This window comes from Asanoa ferruginea, assembly GCF_003387075.1.
Lineage (GTDB): Bacteria > Actinomycetota > Actinomycetes > Mycobacteriales > Micromonosporaceae > Asanoa > Asanoa ferruginea.
The window spans coordinates 8,358,928-8,374,321 of record NZ_QUMQ01000001.1 but is presented as its reverse complement, the minus strand read 5'-3'; the positions used below and the strand labels follow the sequence as shown (position 1 = coordinate 8,374,321).

The following is a 15,394-nucleotide window of genomic DNA, read 5'->3' as shown; positions in this document are numbered from 1 at the left end:
GGCGTGGCACAGCTCAACGTCAGTAAGGAGTCGCCGTCGTTCTGGCGCGTCTCGTTCGACAACCCGCCGGTCAACCTGTTCGACGCCCAGACGATCATCGAGACGCGCGCTCTGATCGACGCGGCCGAGAAGGATCCCGCGCTGACCGTCATCGTGTTCGAGAGCGCCAACCCCGACTACTTCATCGCGCACTGGGATCTCAACGAAGACCTCGCGCGCCTGGCCGACCAGCCGCCGCCGGTCACCGGGCAGCACCCGTTCATCGACATCCTGGTGCGGCTGAGCAAGCTACCGGTGCTGACGATCAGCAAGATCCGCGGCCGGGCCCGCGGCGCCGGGAGCGAGTTCCTGCTGGCGACCGACGTTCGCTTCGCCAGCCGCGAGCGCACCCTGATCGGTCAGTTCGAGATGGGCGCGGGCAGCGTGCCGCCCGGCGGCGGGGCTCCGGCCCGGTTGCCGCGCCTGGTCGGGCGCGGTCGGGCTCTGGAGATCCTCGCGGGTGCCGACGACTTCGACGGCGACCTCGCCGAGCGCTACGGCTATGTCAACCGCGCCGTTCCGGACGCCGAACTCGACGACTTCGTGACCGCGTTCGCCAACCGGGTCGCGCGCGCCGACCGCGCCACGTTGGCCGAGCTGAAGGCCTGGGTGGACGCCCTCACGCTGCCCGACGAACGCGAATACCCGCCGCAGGCCGCGGCCTTCGCGGCCCGGCTCGCCACCCCGCGGGTCCAAAGCTGGGCGGCGGCGACCTTCGCGGCCGGCCTGCAACAACCCGGCGACCTCGAAGAACGCCTCGGCACTCGCGCTTTCGAGTTCTAGGCGCGCCGGGCCCGGAGGGCACGGAGCTTGTGGCGATTGCCGCACCGTTCCATGGCGCACCAGCGGCGGGCGTTGGGGCGCGAGGAGTCGACGAACACCAGCGGGCAGTTGTCGCTCGCGCACTCGCGGATGCGCTCGGCGAGCGGCCCCGATAACAGCTCGATCATCTCGCGGGCCAGGGTGGACAGTGCCTGCGTCGCGCTCACCGGCGACGCCCACTCCGCGGTCGTGCCGTCAGCCGCCAGCGCGGGCAGCAACGGCGCGGGCGTCGCGGCCTGGTTGATGGTCGCGACGGCCGTGGCCGTCAGGGGCCGACCCGCCGCCCGGTCGTGCGCCACCTCCCAGATCGCCTGACGCAACGTCTTGGCTGCGGTCAGCTCGCCGGCCGAGACCGGGACCGAGACGACCACGCCCAGCGGTGGCGCGGCCAACCATTCGCCGAGGTCAGCGGGCCGGTGAAGGCTCTCGAACACCGCGTATTGCCCCTCGCCGCCGGTGTGCGCGAAGTCGAGACAGATGGCGCCGGCATCGAACCAGAACGAGCCCCCCTTGGGGTCGTTCAACAGCCGTCCGGTTGCGCTCCCTCGCATGACACCACTATAACTAGTGTTGTTGGGTAACCGCTATTACCGGTGTCAGCCATCGATCAGGAGGCAAGGCAATGGGTGTACGGCACATCAACCCCGAAGGACTCCACCGCAGCCCCGCGTTCAGCCAGGCGGTCGTGGTCGAGCAGCCGACGAAGACCATCTACATCAGCGGTCAGAACGGCGTCGACTCCGACGGCAAGGTCGTCGGGCCGACCGTGGGGGAGCAGTCCAAGCAGGCGTTCCTCAACCTCGCCACAATCCTGGAGAGCGAGGGCGCGACCCTGGCCAACATCGTGCACTGGCGGATCGCCACGGTGGCCGGCCAGTCGTTCGACGACGGCGTGGCCGCGTTCCAGGAGGTCTGGAACCGGGAAGACCCGCCCCCGGCCATCACCGTCCACGTCGTCGCCGATCTCGGACCGGGCTTTCTCGTCGAGATCGACGCCGTCGCCGTCGTCTGACCGCGGGCCGGGAAAACCGGGTTGCGGCGCGGTCGTCTGGTCCGGTATCTCTGTGCGTCGAACGGTTCCGTGCGTGCGGGCCGCAGGAAACGAGAGGAGGGACGAGCAGATGAACGCCATCGTCGTGCCCGTGCCTTCGCTCGCGTCGCCGACGCGCTGACGCGAGATCCGGAGACGGGCACACCCGAGCAAGGAATGTGCCCATGACAACAGTCCTGCGCCCGATCACCGGGCCAGACGAACTGCCCCTGTTCTGCCAACTCCGCTATAAACTCGACCAGGAACTCGCCCGCGACCTCGCCGAGGGCCGCCGCCGGCCGCAATGGCTGTGGGTGGCACTGCGCGACGACCAGGTGGTCGCCCGGGTCGGCTGGTGGACCTGGCGCGAGGGCGAAGACCCCTACGCGCTGGATTTCTTCGATTTCGACGACTCGCCCGGCAGCGTCGACGTTGCCCTGAAGCTGTTCGAGGCGGCCACGGCCGCGGTCTTCCCGGAGGGCGCGACCCTGCCGCAATACATCAGGTTCACCCCACTCGACTGGCTCGACGACCCGGCGGCCAACCGGGTGGTCACCGAGCGGGTCGCCGCGCTCGAACGCACCGGCGCGAAGCTGCTGGTCGAGCGGCTCCGGCTCGAGTGGCTGCCAGAGCGCGGCGTTCCTGAAGTCGACAACCGGCGCCTGACCTTCCGGCCGGTCGCCGACCGCGCCGACCTGGTCGCCCTGATGACCGATGTGCTCGACGGCACGCTCGACGCGCACAGCCAGGCCGAACTCACGCGGATGAGTGCGGCCGAGCAGGCCAACCAGCAATACGACGAGGAACTGCTCGGCTACCAGTCACCGCGCGAGTGGTGGCGGATCGGCGTGCTCGACGACGGGACACCGGTCGGTTTCGTCATCCCGGCCCGCAACTCCTACAACCCGATCATCGCCTATATCGGCGTCGTGCCCGCCCACCGCGGCAACGGCTATATCGCCGAACTGCTGGCCGAGGGCACCCGCCTGCTCGCGGCGGAGGGTGTCCCGCGCATCCGCGCGGCCACCGACGTCGGCAACATCCCGATGGCGAAGGCGTTCGCCCGGGCGGGCTACGAGGTCTTCGAACGACAGGTCGACATGACCTGGGAGTGACGCTCAGCCCGGTCGGCGTGCGTGGGCGCCGACCGGTCTGGTCGGCAGGCCGTCGAGGATCTCGTCGAGTCGCTTGATGGTCGGGTCGTCGACGTCGGCGACGTAGTCCTCCGGGCGGGTCGCGTCCACGCCCCGCGGCACCCGCATCAGCCGCAGCAGCAGGGTCAGCACGATCACGACGAGCAGGTTGACCGCCAGCGCGACGATGCCGACGTAGATGGTCGCGCCCGTGTCGCCGACCGGCATCGTCGAGCCGCCGAAGTGGGCCTTGACGACGGTGCCGCCGGGGCCGAGTTGCTGGATGTCCCACAGCAGGGCGATGCTCGCGACCAGGCCCGTCACCAGCCCGCCGATCAGGGCGCGCCAGTCGAACCACGCCGTTGCCAGGCCGAGGAAGACGGCCGGGATGGTCTGCAGGATGATCACGCCGCCGATGAGTTGGAGGTCTACGGCGTACGACGGTTGCAGTGCCAGAATGAATGCCACCGCACCGAATTTGACCACCAGTGACGCCCAGCGGCTGACCCTTGCCTCCTCGCCGGGTGACGCGTCGGGGCGCAGGTAGGTGCGGTAGATCGAGCGCGTGAACGCGTTCGCCGCGGAGATCGACATGACCGCCGCCGGGATGAGGGCGGCCACGCCCAGCGCCGCCAGTGCGATTCCGGCCGACCAGGCCGGGAAGAGTTGGTGGAACATCTGCGGCATCACCGTGTTGAGGTCACCGTTCACCGGCCGCACGCCCTCCGACAGGGCGAAGAAACCCAACAGCGCCATCAACGCGAGTACGAGGCAGTAGATCGGCGACGCGGCGATGTTGCGGCGGATCGTCGAGCGGTCCTTGGCCGCCAGCATGCCGGTCAGCGCGTGCGGATAGGCGAAGATCGACAGCACCGAGCCCAGGATCAGCGTGACGAAGCCGAGTTGGCCCGTCGGCGCGAGCAGCAGGCCATCGCCCGGCGACGGGGTGCTGGCGAAATAGCCGCCGGCCCGCTGGAAGATCTGCTGCCAGCCGCTCGACATCGTCACGACCAGCAGCGCCGACACCACGACCCAGGCCAGCAGGATGTCCTTCGCGATCGACAGCAGCGCCGGCGCGCGCAGACCCGACCGGAACGTGCTGAGCGACACGACCAGGACCGCGATCAGCAGCGGCCATTCGCCGGTCACGCCGACCGTGCTGAGGACCGCTTTCAGCGCCAGCAACTGCACGGCCACGTAGGGCATCGTCGCGATGATGCCAGTCACCGCGATCAGCGCGCCCAGGCCCGGCGAACCGAACCGGGCGCGGGCGAACTCGCCGGGCGTCAGCAGGCCGTGCCGGTGTGCCACCGACCAGATCCGCGCCGTGAACACGAATGCCAACGGCGTCGTGATGATGGCGAACGGCACCGCGAAGAACCCGATCGCGCCGGCGCCATAGGTCAGAGCCGGAACAGCGACAAAGGTGTACGCGGAATACATGGTCCCGCCGAGCAGGAACCAGGTGACCCAGTTGCCGAACGCCCGGCCGCCGACGCCCCATTCCTCGAGGCTGTGGATGTCATGCGGGCGGCGCCAACTCGCCGCCGCGAAGCCGAGCACCAGCATGGCGCCCAGCAACGCGATGAAAACCGTTACTTCCATGCCGGCCCCCGCTCACGGGTGGCGAGGTGCACCACGGTGAGCAGGACCATCGAGAGGACCGCGCACATCAACTGCCACCAATAGAAGAACGGCAGTCCCCACAGCGTCGGTTCCAACCTGTTGTAGAGCGGCGTGAGCAGGGGAGCGACCGTCGGCGGAACCAATAGCAGATACCAGATGCGGGATGGACGAGCGCGCCGCGTCATCGGCTCCTCCTCGATGTCAACCGACGGGACGCGGTTGATCACAAACCGTGTGCACCGAGAAAGCAAAGACGAATTGTCACTGTCCCCATAGGCGGGTTACATGCATCAATGCCCGCGGACCATCAGGTCGACCAACAGCCGCGCGGCCGGCGACAGCCCACCCTCGCGGAACAGCAGCCCGAAGGTGATGTCGATCGGCGGGTCGAGCCGGCGGACCACCGCACCCGCCGCGGCCGCCTCCTGGGCATACCGGTCGGACACGAACGCCACGCCGGCGCCGCCGAGCACCAGCGGCACGATCGCCTCCCGATGTGCGCTGCGCACCGCCGGCCGCATGACCACGCCGTGCGCGACCAGCGCGGCCCGGATCGCGGTGCGGGCCGCGGAGAATTCCTTCAACGTGTCGACGACGGTCATCCCGGAGAGGGCGGCGAGCGGTAGCGGGTCGGGATAGGCGGCGCCGCTCGCGGGCAGGGCCAGGCTGACCGACCGCGTGCGCAACGGCCGGCTGCGCAGGTCGGGATGCCGCACCGGGAGATAGGTCAGCCCGACCTCGCAGTGCCCCTCGACGAGCACCCGGACGAGATCGTCTTCGTCGCTCGGCGCGAACAGCCGGACCGCCATGTCGGGCCGCGCCCGCCGGAAGTCGGCGAGGGCTTCGGTCAGATCCAATGCCAGCACGTCGTGTACGGCCAGGTTGAGCACACCGAGCGTGGACAGATCCGGACCGCGTACGGCGGCCCGCGCGGCATCGGCGTCGTCGAGCACCCGCCGCGCGGGGTCGAGCAGCGCCTTCCCGTCGGCCGTCAGCGTGAGCCCGCGGTGCTGCCGCTCGAACAGCGTCACCCCGAGTTCGCGCTCCAGCGCCCGGATCGACTGCGACAGCGATGGCTGCGCCACCCGCAACGCCGCCGCGGCCCCGCTCACGCTGCCGTGCTCGACCACGGCCACGAAGTAGGCCAGGCGGCGGATGTCCACGGTCACCGCGCACGTGCTCGACGAACGCCGCCGCGATCGCGGTGAGCTCGACCGGCCGGTGCACCAGCCCGTACGCGATGTGCAGTGGCGGGTCGACCGCCCGCACGACCGCACCGCGCGCGGCGACGGCCGCCGCGGCGGCGTCGGGCAGGAACGTGGCGCCCACCCCGGCGAGCACCAACGCGGTCGACAGGTCACGCTGACCGTTCTCGACCACGAGGTGCGGCCGCACGCCGGAGGTGTTGAGGGCCGCCTTGATCACCCGGCGCTGGCTCGACCCGGGCGGCACGCTGATCAGCGGCCGGCCGTCGAGCACGCTCAGCGGCACCTGCCGGTCGGGCAGCCGGGTGCCGGGCGGGAACGCCAGCACGAACGCGTGCCGGCCGAGTTCGATCGCGCGCAGATCGTCGAGCGGCGCGGGCAGGTAGGCCAGGCCGACTTCGCTCACGCCGTCGCGGATCCTCGTGACGACCGGGTCGTCGTCGGCCGACCGGTCCGGTGCCCGGTCGAGGTGCACCCGCACGTCGGGATGCGCCGCGACGAACGAGCTGACCAGCCCCGCGCCGGGATGGGTGGCCAGCGGCGCCCCGGCGACCAGCTTCAGCACCGGCTGCTCGTGGCCGCCGACCGACGCGCCGAGCCGGGCGATGTCGTGCATGAGCTGCCGGGCCGGCCCGACGAGCCGGCGCCCGGCCCCGGACGGCACGACACCGTGCGACGCGCGGCGGAACAAGGCGACGCCGAGTTCGCGCTCCAACGCCTTGACCGACTGCGACAGCGTCGGCTGCGCGAGACCGAGCGCGGTGGCGGCCCGACCGAACCCGCCGTGCTCGACCACGGCGAGGAAGTTGCGCACCTGCCGCGGGTCCATTGCGACAGTGTTACGCCCACGGGTCCGGCACGGAAGGCCCGGCGTTTGCCGCGGCGCGGGTCGGGCATGGGAGTCTACTGTCGTTGGGCCGGACGGTGGAGGGGACGCTGTGGGGGGTTACGGGCTGCAGGTCGCCCTCGTACTCGTGCTGGTTCTGCTCAATGCGGTCTTCGCGGGCAGCGAAATGGCGCTCGTGTCGCTGCGGGAGAGCCAGATCCGTCGCCTTGAGCGCACCTCGCGGGCGGGCCGGGTGCTGGCTCGCCTGGCCGGCGACCCCAACCGCTTCCTGGCCACCATCCAGATCGGCATCACCCTCGCCGGCTTCCTCGCCTCCGCCGCCGCGGCCGTCTCGCTCGCCCAGCCGCTGATCAAGCCGCTCGGCTTCCTCGGCAACGGCGCCGAACCCGCCGCGATCGTCGTGGTCACCATCGTGCTGACCTTCGTGACGCTGGTCTTCGGGGAGTTGGCGCCCAAGCGGGTGGCCATGCAGCGGGCCGAGGGCTGGGCGCTCGTGGTGGCCCGGCCGCTCGATGTCCTGTCGACGGTTTCCCGGCCGCTGGTCTGGCTGCTCGGCAAGACCGGCAACCTGGTGGTCCGGCTGGCCGGGGGAGACCCCGACGCGGGCCGCGAGGAGGTCAGCACCGAGGAACTGCGCGACATGGTCGAGGCGCAGCAGACCATCCCGGCCGACCAACGCATGATCATCAGCGGCGCGTTCGAGGTGGCCGACCGGGTGCTGCGCGAGGTGCTGACCCCGCGCGGCCACGTCTTCACGCTGCCGGCGGGCACCCCGGCCGACGCGGCGCTGCGGCTGATCGCCGGCGCGGGTCAGTCCCGGGCGCCGGTGGTCGGTCCGGACGGCCTCGACGACGTGCTCGGCACGGTGCACATCCGCGACCTGGTCGACGCCGACGGCACGGTCGCCCAGCACGCCCGCCCCGCGCTCTTCCTGCCCGAGACCCTCAAGGTCACCGACGCGATCCGGCAACTGCGCCAGCAGCGCCAGCAACTCGCGGTCGTGGTCGACGAGCGCGGCGCGGTCGACGGGATCATCACCATGGAAGACCTGGTCGAGGAGATCGTCGGCGAGATCTACGACGAGACCGACCGCGACGTTCAGGCGGTCGTCCGAAACGCCGACGGGGAAATGCTGCTCGTCGGCACGTACCCCATCCATGATCTGCCTGATATCGGTGTTGACCTGGGCGACGACGAGCCGCGTGACTACATCACGGTGGCCGGTCTCCTGCTCGCCCGGCTGGGGCACATCCCGAAGGCGCCGGGGGAGACGGTGGAGTTGCCGGGCTTCACGGCGGAGGTCGCCGAAGTGACCGGCCGGGCCATCACCCGGGTCCGCCTCCGGCCGAGAGTGGACGCGGTAGGGCAAGCTAGCTGATCAAAGGCGACGGAGGAGAGGACCGAATGCTGGAGGTCAGCGCCCTCGGGTGGACGATCACGATCCTGGTCATCCTCGCGCTGCTGGCGCTGGACCTGATCATCGGCACGCTCAAGCCCCACGCGGTCGGCTTCAAGGAGGCGGTCGCCTGGTCGGTCTTCTACATCGGCGTGGCCGTCGTCTTCGGCGTCGTGTTCGCGTCGATCTCGGGCTGGGAGTTCGGCACCCAGTATTTCGCCGGCTGGCTCGTCGAGAAGAGCCTCTCGGTCGACAACCTCTTCGTCTTCGTGATCATCATGACCACGTTCGCGGTGCCGGCGGCCCATCAGCAGCGGGTGCTGACGTTCGGCATCGTCCTCGCCCTGGCGTTCCGGGTGGTCTTCATCCTGCTGGGCGCCGCGCTGCTGTCGCTCTTCTCGGTCATGTTCCTGATCTTCGGCCTGATCCTGATCTACACGGCGGTCCAGCTCTACCGACACCGGGACCAGGACCCAGACGCCGACAACGCATTGGTACGCGCGACCCGGCGCATCGTCCCGATCACCGACGACTACCGCGACGGCAAGCTCTTCACACGCGAGAACGGCAAACGCGTCGCGACGCCGTTGTTCGTGGTGCTGGTAGCGATCGGCAGCACCGACCTGCTGTTCGCCCTCGACTCCATCCCGGCGGTGTTCGGGGTGACCTCGGAGACCTTCATCGTCTTCGCGGCCAACGCGTTCGCGCTGCTCGGCCTCCGAGCGTTGTTCTTCCTTGTGCAGGGTTTGCTGGATCGGCTGATCTACCTGTCGACCGGGCTGGCGCTGATTCTCGGGTTCATCGGCGTCAAGTTGGCGCTGCACTGGGCGCATGAGGACATCTCCAAGAGCGTCTGGGAGATCTCGACGAACCTCTCGCTGGTGGTGATCGCCGTCGTCCTGACGGTCACGACGGTTGCCAGCCTGATCGCGGTGAAGCGGGATCCGAGCAAGAAGGCACACGCGGGTTCGCTCCGCGGCCCTCGCGAGCCGCACGAGCCGGAGTAGGCAGCTTCGGTGGACGCGCTACGCGAGCAGCTCGTGACGGTGCTCAAGCAGAACGGCCACCTTCGTTCGACCGCCGTCGAGCGCGCGTTTCAGGCGGTGCCCCGCGAGCGGTTCCTCCCAGGCGTCGAGCCGGAGACCGTCTACCGATGCCGCCAGATCGTCGTCAAGCGCGACCCTGGCGGTGCGGCACTGTCGTCGGCGTCGAACCCCGCCCTCGTCGCGGACATGCTCGAACAGCTCGACCCCCAGCCCGGCCACCGCGTACTGGAGATCGGCGCGGCCACGGGCATCAACGCGGCCCTGCTCGCGGAGCTGGTCGGCCCCGTGGGTGGTGTGGTCACCGTCGAGTTCGATCAGGACCTCGCCGACTCGGCCCGCGCTCGGCTCGCCGGCTACCGCAATGTCGAGGTGATCCGCGGTGACGGCGCCCTCGGCCATCGCCAGGCGGTGCCCTACGACCGGATCATCGTCACCGCCGGCGCGTGGGACATCTCGGCCGCGTGGTGGGACCAACTCGCCGCCGATGGGCGCATCGTCGTCCCGTTGCGCGTGCACGAGAGCGGGCTGACCCGATGCTTCGCGTTCGACCGCATCGCCCCGCACCACCTGGTCAGCACCACGGCGCCACTGGTCTGCGGCTTCGTTCCCATGCGGGGGATCGCGCGGCACGCCGACGAGCGGGTCGGCCTCGGTGCCGGGGTGGTCCTCAACCTGGACGCCGCCGACGAACCTGACAGCGCGGCCCTCAGCCGCGCCATGCGGCATCCGCGGCACGAACGCTGGACCGGCATCCAGGTCGATGACACGGACCCGGTCGGCCATCTTGACCTGTGGCTGCTCGCGCACGCCGACAAGCCTTTCGGTCGTCTCGACCCGGGGGAGAGCGATCTGGTTTCCCCCGCCTACCGCTGGGCGGGTGCCGCCCTTTATGACGGCGGCACCATCGCCTACGTCGCTTTCCGGCCGGTCGGCGACAGCCGCCACGAGATCGGCGCCGTCGCGCACGGACCGGACGCCGACCAGCTCGCCGCCGAATTGGCGGGTCTCCTCGAGCGCTGGGAAAGAGCCGGCCGTCCCAACCAAACCGCCGTCGCTGCCTACCGAGCGGGAACCCGACCGGTCCAGCCGGGCGACATCGCCCGGCCCGACACGATCCTTACGATCGCCCTGTCTCCAATGTCGTCTGGTTTGGAGACAGATCGGCTATCCGCGGCGGCGCGTCAGGCAGGTTCACGGTGAAGCTGAGCCAGCGGTGCTGCCAGTGCTGGAAGCGCGCGATCAGAACCTTGGCCCAGCCAAGTAGCGCTCGCCGGCGTCCGCGGCACAGGTCGAGCCAGGCCACTGATTGGCGGTCGGGCAGCCGTTGCAGGAGGCGATAAAAGGGGGTCGAAGCGGACCTCGCAAGCGTAGCTGTTGGGTCTGGCCAACTGCCGCTCACGGTTCATCGCGGAGTTGGCCACGACCGCCGAGGCGGCAGCGTCGTCTCGTCCGGCAACCCATCCACCCCGCGAGGCTGCCAGGGGAGGATGTCGGATGTTTGCCCTTCGGGTGGCCCAACCTCACAACTATACGATCCACAATCACGGATGGCTATCGTTCGATTGCGCGTTGTATCGATGGACGCGTAGCGCTCATTCTGAGGAACCAGAGCTCGCGGCCGCAGGGGGTTCCATGGCGCACCCCGCCCGTCGTCCACCGCCAGGTCAGCGCCGCTCTACCCTGCGCGTGGTTGGCGACCCTGTCGCTGACATCGTGGCGCAGTTTGGTGCGAGCGTTGCCGAGAAGCTCGGCCGGGGCGGTGAGGACGAGGATCAGCTCCGAGCACCATTCGAAAGGTTGCTGCGAGACATGGCCCGCAACATGGGTCTGCGTGCGGTGCCCTATGGAGAGGTCCGACTCAAGTCAGTCCGCGCACGACCTGATTTCGCGGTCGACATGGCGGGTGGCCGTGTCGGCTATATCGAGCTGAAGGCGCCGGGGCATGGCACTCCATCAACGTGGCGCCGAGCGCGCCGGTCCGATCGCGACCAATGGGAGAAGCTCAAGGCCCTACCCAACCTGCTGTACTCGGATGGAATCACATGGGCCCGCTACTCCTATGGGGAGCTGGCTTCACCCGTGGTTGAGCTTGAAGGGGACCTGCGCGACCGACGTCGGCGTCTGGAGATGTCCGGGACGGCCTTCGAAACTCTGATAACCGACTTCCTCACCTGGAAGCCGGATCAACCGCGAAGCCTTACCCAGCTCATCGGCATCGTGGCGGGACTGTGCCGATTACTCCGTGATGAAGTAGCGGCGATCCTTACAGATCCTGCCCGGGATCTAGCGCATGAAGAGCTGACGCTACTTGCCGATGACTGGCGCGACCTGCTGTTTCCTGACCTTGACGACATCGGCTTCGCCGATGCCTACGCCCAGACAGTGACCTTCGCGCTCCTGCTCGCACGCATCGACGGCGTCTCGTTCGACGAGACTCCGTTGCACGAGATCGCACGACTGCTCGGCAAGAAGCACTCCCTCATGGGGCGCGCCCTCGCTGTGCTCACCGACAGCGAGGCCACCGACGAACTCCGGATGCTCACGACGCTCATCCGGGTCATCGGCCGGGTGGATTGGGCGCTGCTCGAGGGCAATACCGACGTACACGCGGACCTCTACGAGCGGTTCCTCGCCTCGTACGATCCTGACCTGCGTCGACGAAGCGGTTCGTACTACACGCCTCAACCAGTTGCGGGTGCGGTCGTAAACTTTGTCGATGACGTTCTGCGAACTCGCTTCGACCGATCGTGGGGGTTCGCAGCAGACGACGTCGTTGTCGTCGATCCAGCCATGGGAACTGGAACATTTCTCGTAGAAGTATTGCGGCGGGTTGCCGAAGCCGCAGAGGCGAAACAGGGGCGGGGTGCTCGAGCCGCGCGGGTCCGCCAGTTCTTTCGAGAGCGTCTTGTCGGTTTCGAGATCCAGGCCGGACCTTACGCGGTCGCGGAACTTCGCCTGCACGAAGCGATGAGAACGGAGTTCCGAACCGAGCTACCTCCGTCGGAACTTCGCTTCCTTACCGATGCGCTGGAAGACCCCGTGCGCCAGCAAGGCAGATTACGAGCCGGATACCGGGTGATCGAACGGGCACGACAAGAAGCGAACCGGATCAAGCGTGACGTCCCTGTGATGGTCGTGGTGGGCAATCCGCCTCACGTAGAGAACACCAGAGGCCGAGCACCCTGGATCGAGAGCCGCCGAAAGATCCCCGTACAGCCCGGAGAGTTTCCGCAGCGACCTTCGTTGGACGAATTCCGAACGCCTGGCGGTGGTCGTTACGAGTCGGACCTCTACGGCTTACCTTGGTGCTTCTGGCGATGGGCGTTGTGGAAAGCCTTCGAAGCACATCCCGACCACCCGCAAGGCGTAGTCGCCTTCATCACGCCGTCCAGCTTCATCAAGGGCAAGTCCTTTGAGGGGATGCGTGAGTACCTTCGCCGCACGTGCGACGAAGGCTGGATCATCGAGCTGTCCCCGGAGGGCAACCGGCCACCGCAGGACACGAGGCTCTTCGGGCCCGATGTCGGCCGGCAACTGTGTGTCGCTGTGTTCGCTCGATACAGTGCAGGGGACCCAACCGCAGCGGCGACGGTCCATCGTGTCGCGCTTACCGGGTCTCGTGAAGCAAAGCTCGCTCAGCTCGAAAGCCTGCGACCGCGCGACGAGAGGTGGGTTAGTTGTCGTGCGGACTGGAAGGCGCCCTTCCTCGCCGGAGGTGAGACCGCATGGGACAGCTATCCCGGTCTCAAGGATCTCTTTCCGGAGTCATCGCGTGGCGTGACGACAGGCCGCACGTGGGTGTATGCACCGGACAGGGAAACCCTTGAGCGTCGCTGGCGAACCTTCACCCGGGCCCGCACCGGCGATCGCCGACGGATGCTGCCCGAGTCACGCGATCGCACGGTGGCAACAGTCGTTGGACCACTTCCGGGCTTCCCAGCATCTGAACGCACGCTGGCCGACGATGTCGGCCCCCCGCTGACGCCGGTTCGAGTTGCCTACCGGGCGTTCGACCGCCAATGGCTGATCCCCGACAGCCGGCTGATGGTCATGCCGCGGCCCCCGTTATGGGCGGTCCGTTCCGCTGAACAGATTTATCTCACCGAGCAGAACAGCCAAGCGATAGACAGTGGCCCCGGAGTTGTTTTCACCCAACTGATTCCTGATCTGCACCACTACAACGGGCGAAGTGGCCGGGTGTTCCCGCTGTATTGCAGCGCCACTAGGACGTCGCCGAACGTCACTCCGGGCCTTGACGACATTCTCCTGAACGCACACGGAAGCAGACCGAGCGCGGCCGACTTGTTCGCGTACGTCGCTGCTGTCGTGGCACACCCGTCGTACACCAGGAGATTTGCGACGCAACTACAGAACCCCGGTGTGCGGGTTCCGCTTACCGCGGACGCCGGGCTCTGGCGAGAGGCGGTGGCGCTCGGCAACGACATCCTCTGGCTCCAAACCTTCGGCGAGAGCAGAACCGACCCGGAAACGGCAAGACCCCCTTTCCGATCGTTCGTCGACGCGCACACACCCAAGGTCGTAGCAGAGATTCCTGATGCCGAGGGAAACCTGCCCATGGATATCAGTTATGACCTCGCGAGCAGGACGTTGGTTGTCGGCACGGGTAGGATCCATCCTGTTAGCCCAGAGGTGTGGGACTACGACGTTGGCGGCATGCGGATCGTCAGACACTGGTTCAACTACCGCAGCGCCGACCAACGCTACCGGCGACGATCATCGGTCCTTGACGACGACACCAGTCAGTCGTGGAGCGCCGAACTTACCAACGAGCTGCTCGAGATCATCACTGTCCTTGAACAATTGGTCGCCCTTGAGTCGAGACAGTCAGTCATTCTCAATCGAGTCTGCGCTGGTCCTCTGATTTCGTTTGCTGCCCTTACGGAAGCTGCCGTCCTCCCCGTCTCGCCCCGAGCGCACAAGCTCACCGCGACTGTCGACAAGCAACCTCCCGGCTTGTTCTGATCAGCTTGCACATACGCACCACCTGAACCTGGGTTCAAGTGGTGCGTATATGGGTGCAGAGCAAGGACTAGGCGGTCACGCCCGAGGACTTGCCCTCGTGCAGGGTGATGTTGCGCCCGGTCGACGGGTCGAACAGGTGGATCTTGTCGAGGTTGATCCAGACGCGGGCGGTGTCGCCTTCCTTCACCCGGGACTCCGCCGAGAAGCGGCACACCAGGTTGGAGCCGCTCGCCGGCAGGTCGCTGCTGCCTACATCGGCCGCCAGTTCCTCGAGCTCCGCCGCGCTGGCCTTCTCGCCCTCGACAGTGAAGTAGACATACTTGTCCGACCCCATCGACTCGACGAGGTCGGCGGGCGCCTCGAACTCCACGCCGCGCTGGCGGATCGAGTCTTCGATCAGCGTCGCGTCTTCGAAGTGCTCCGGCCGGATCCCGACGATCAGGTCCCCGGATTCCGAATCGAGTGCACCCCGCATCCGCTCCCCCAGCGGAAAGTCACCGAGCGCCGTCCGCAACCGACCATCGGCAACCGACGCGACCAGGAAGTTCATCGACGGCGAGCCGATGAAGCCGGCCACGAACAGGTTGTTGGGGTGGTCGTAGAGATGCTGCGGCTCCCCGACCTGCTGGATCGCCCCGGCCCGCATGATCACGACCCGGTCGCCGAGGGTCATCGCCTCGGTCTGGTCGTGGGTCACGTAGACCGTGGTCGTGCCCAGCTTCTTCTGCAGCCGCGACACCACGGTGCGCATCTGCACCCGCAGCTTGGCGTCCAGATTGGACAGCGGCTCGTCCATCAGGAAGGCCTTCGGCGACCGCACGATCGCCCGACCCATCGCGACCCGCTGGCGTTGACCACCGGAGAGGTTCGCCGGCTTGCGGTCCAACAGCGCCGTCAATTCCAGGACCTTCGCCGCCTCGTCGACCTTCCGGTCGATTTCCTCCTTCGACATCTTCGCCAGCTTCAGCGGGAACGCCATGTTCTCGCGCACCGTCATGTTCGGATACAGCGCATACGACTGGAAGACCATGGCGATGTCGCGGTCGCGCGGTGCCTTGTCGTTGACCACCTGGCCGTCGATACGCAGCTCGCCCGAGGTGATGTCCTCCAGGCCGGCGATCATGTTGAGGGTTGTCGACTTGCCGCAACCCGAGGGGCCGACGAGGATCACGAACTCCCCGTCGGCGATTTCCAGGTTGAACTCCTGGACCGCGAGCGTGCCGTCGGGGAACGCCTTGGTCACTTTGTCCAGAACGATGTCAGCCAC

General features: G+C 67.9%; 12 protein-coding genes and 1 pseudogene. 7 read left to right on the top strand and 6 right to left on the bottom strand.

The window, feature by feature from the left end; genetic code table 11:
• Window positions 1-3 precede the first annotated feature (3 nt).
• The gene (locus tag DFJ67_RS38995) at window positions 4-822 is read left to right on the top strand and encodes an enoyl-CoA hydratase/isomerase family protein (RefSeq protein WP_239097250.1); all 819 of its coding nucleotides are present in this window, start codon (window positions 4-6) and stop codon (window positions 820-822) included.
• Here the strand turns inward: DFJ67_RS38995 and DFJ67_RS38990 are convergent.
• Window positions 819-1,412 carry a CGNR zinc finger domain-containing protein gene (locus DFJ67_RS38990; protein ID WP_203783665.1) on the bottom strand — a complete coding sequence of 198 codons (594 nt, stop codon included), beginning with the start codon at window positions 1,410-1,412 and terminating at the stop codon, window positions 819-821. The two genes, DFJ67_RS38995 and DFJ67_RS38990, sit on opposite strands and share 4 nt — an antisense overlap.
• A gap of 71 nt (window positions 1,413-1,483) precedes the next feature.
• On the opposite strand from DFJ67_RS38990, the gene DFJ67_RS38985 reads away from it, so the two are divergent.
• Together DFJ67_RS38985 and DFJ67_RS38980 are read left to right on the top strand one after the other, a co-directional pair.
• Entirely contained in the window at window positions 1,484-1,873 is a 390-nt protein-coding gene (locus DFJ67_RS38985; protein ID WP_116074265.1) for a RidA family protein, read from the top strand.
• A 203-nt stretch (window positions 1,874-2,076) separates the two neighbouring features.
• On the top strand, window positions 2,077-3,006 hold the full coding sequence (locus DFJ67_RS38980; RefSeq protein WP_116074264.1) for a GNAT family N-acetyltransferase: 930 nt from the start codon (window positions 2,077-2,079) through the stop codon (window positions 3,004-3,006).
• A 3-nt stretch (window positions 3,007-3,009) separates the two neighbouring features.
• Here the strand turns inward: DFJ67_RS38980 and DFJ67_RS38975 are convergent, their stop codons facing one another.
• The 4 genes and pseudogenes from DFJ67_RS38975 to DFJ67_RS44855 all read right to left on the bottom strand — a co-directional run.
• Window positions 3,010-4,629: a sodium:solute symporter family protein gene (locus DFJ67_RS38975; protein WP_116074262.1), complete on the bottom strand. Its 1,620-nt coding sequence runs from the start codon at window positions 4,627-4,629 to the stop codon at window positions 3,010-3,012.
• Window positions 4,620-4,835, bottom strand: a complete 216-nt coding sequence (locus tag DFJ67_RS38970) for a DUF3311 domain-containing protein (RefSeq protein ID WP_116077174.1) — start codon at window positions 4,833-4,835, stop codon at window positions 4,620-4,622. Before DFJ67_RS38970 ends, DFJ67_RS38975 begins: the two co-directional genes overlap by 10 nt.
• A 105-nt stretch (window positions 4,836-4,940) precedes the next feature.
• A complete protein-coding gene (locus DFJ67_RS38965) occupies window positions 4,941-5,819 on the bottom strand; it encodes a LysR family transcriptional regulator (RefSeq protein WP_170216165.1) in 879 nt (292 codons plus the stop codon).
• A gap of 13 nt (window positions 5,820-5,832) precedes the next feature.
• Window positions 5,833-6,684 (bottom strand): annotated as a pseudogene (locus tag DFJ67_RS44855) (LysR family transcriptional regulator); the annotation flags it as partial.
• 109 nt (window positions 6,685-6,793) lie between these two features.
• Here DFJ67_RS44855 and DFJ67_RS38950 point away from each other — a divergent pair.
• From DFJ67_RS38950 to DFJ67_RS38935, 4 genes are all read left to right on the top strand, one after another.
• Window positions 6,794-8,080, top strand: a complete 1,287-nt coding sequence (locus DFJ67_RS38950) for a hemolysin family protein (RefSeq protein ID WP_116074259.1) — start codon at window positions 6,794-6,796, stop codon at window positions 8,078-8,080.
• 26 nt (window positions 8,081-8,106) lie between these two features.
• The gene (locus DFJ67_RS38945; protein WP_116074257.1) at window positions 8,107-9,105 is read left to right on the top strand and encodes a TerC/Alx family metal homeostasis membrane protein; all 999 of its coding nucleotides are present in this window, start codon (window positions 8,107-8,109) and stop codon (window positions 9,103-9,105) included.
• 9 nt (window positions 9,106-9,114) lie between these two features.
• The gene (gene fxlM / locus DFJ67_RS38940) at window positions 9,115-10,344 is read left to right on the top strand and encodes a methyltransferase, FxLD system (protein ID WP_116074255.1); all 1,230 of its coding nucleotides are present in this window, start codon (window positions 9,115-9,117) and stop codon (window positions 10,342-10,344) included.
• Window positions 10,345-10,830: 486 nt separating this feature from the next.
• Window positions 10,831-14,127, top strand: a complete 3,297-nt coding sequence (locus DFJ67_RS38935; protein ID WP_170216164.1) for a type ISP restriction/modification enzyme — start codon at window positions 10,831-10,833, stop codon at window positions 14,125-14,127.
• 67 nt (window positions 14,128-14,194) lie between these two features.
• Here DFJ67_RS38935 and DFJ67_RS38930 read toward each other — a convergent pair whose 3' ends face one another.
• The gene (locus tag DFJ67_RS38930) at window positions 14,195-15,394 is read right to left on the bottom strand and encodes an ABC transporter ATP-binding protein (protein ID WP_116074252.1); all 1,200 of its coding nucleotides are present in this window, start codon (window positions 15,392-15,394) and stop codon (window positions 14,195-14,197) included.

Coding starts and splice junctions, on each gene's coding strand:
- DFJ67_RS38990 (WP_203783665.1), bottom strand. CDS start 1,412: ATGCGAGGGAGCGCAACCGGACGGCTGTTGAACGACCCCAAGGGGGGC.
- DFJ67_RS38985 (WP_116074265.1), top strand. CDS start 1,484: ATGGGTGTACGGCACATCAACCCCGAAGGACTCCACCGCAGCCCCGCG.
- DFJ67_RS38980 (WP_116074264.1), top strand. CDS start 2,077: ATGACAACAGTCCTGCGCCCGATCACCGGGCCAGACGAACTGCCCCTG.
- DFJ67_RS38975 (WP_116074262.1), bottom strand. CDS start 4,629: ATGGAAGTAACGGTTTTCATCGCGTTGCTGGGCGCCATGCTGGTGCTC.
- DFJ67_RS38970 (WP_116077174.1), bottom strand. CDS start 4,835: ATGACGCGGCGCGCTCGTCCATCCCGCATCTGGTATCTGCTATTGGTT.
- DFJ67_RS38945 (WP_116074257.1), top strand. CDS start 8,107: ATGCTGGAGGTCAGCGCCCTCGGGTGGACGATCACGATCCTGGTCATC.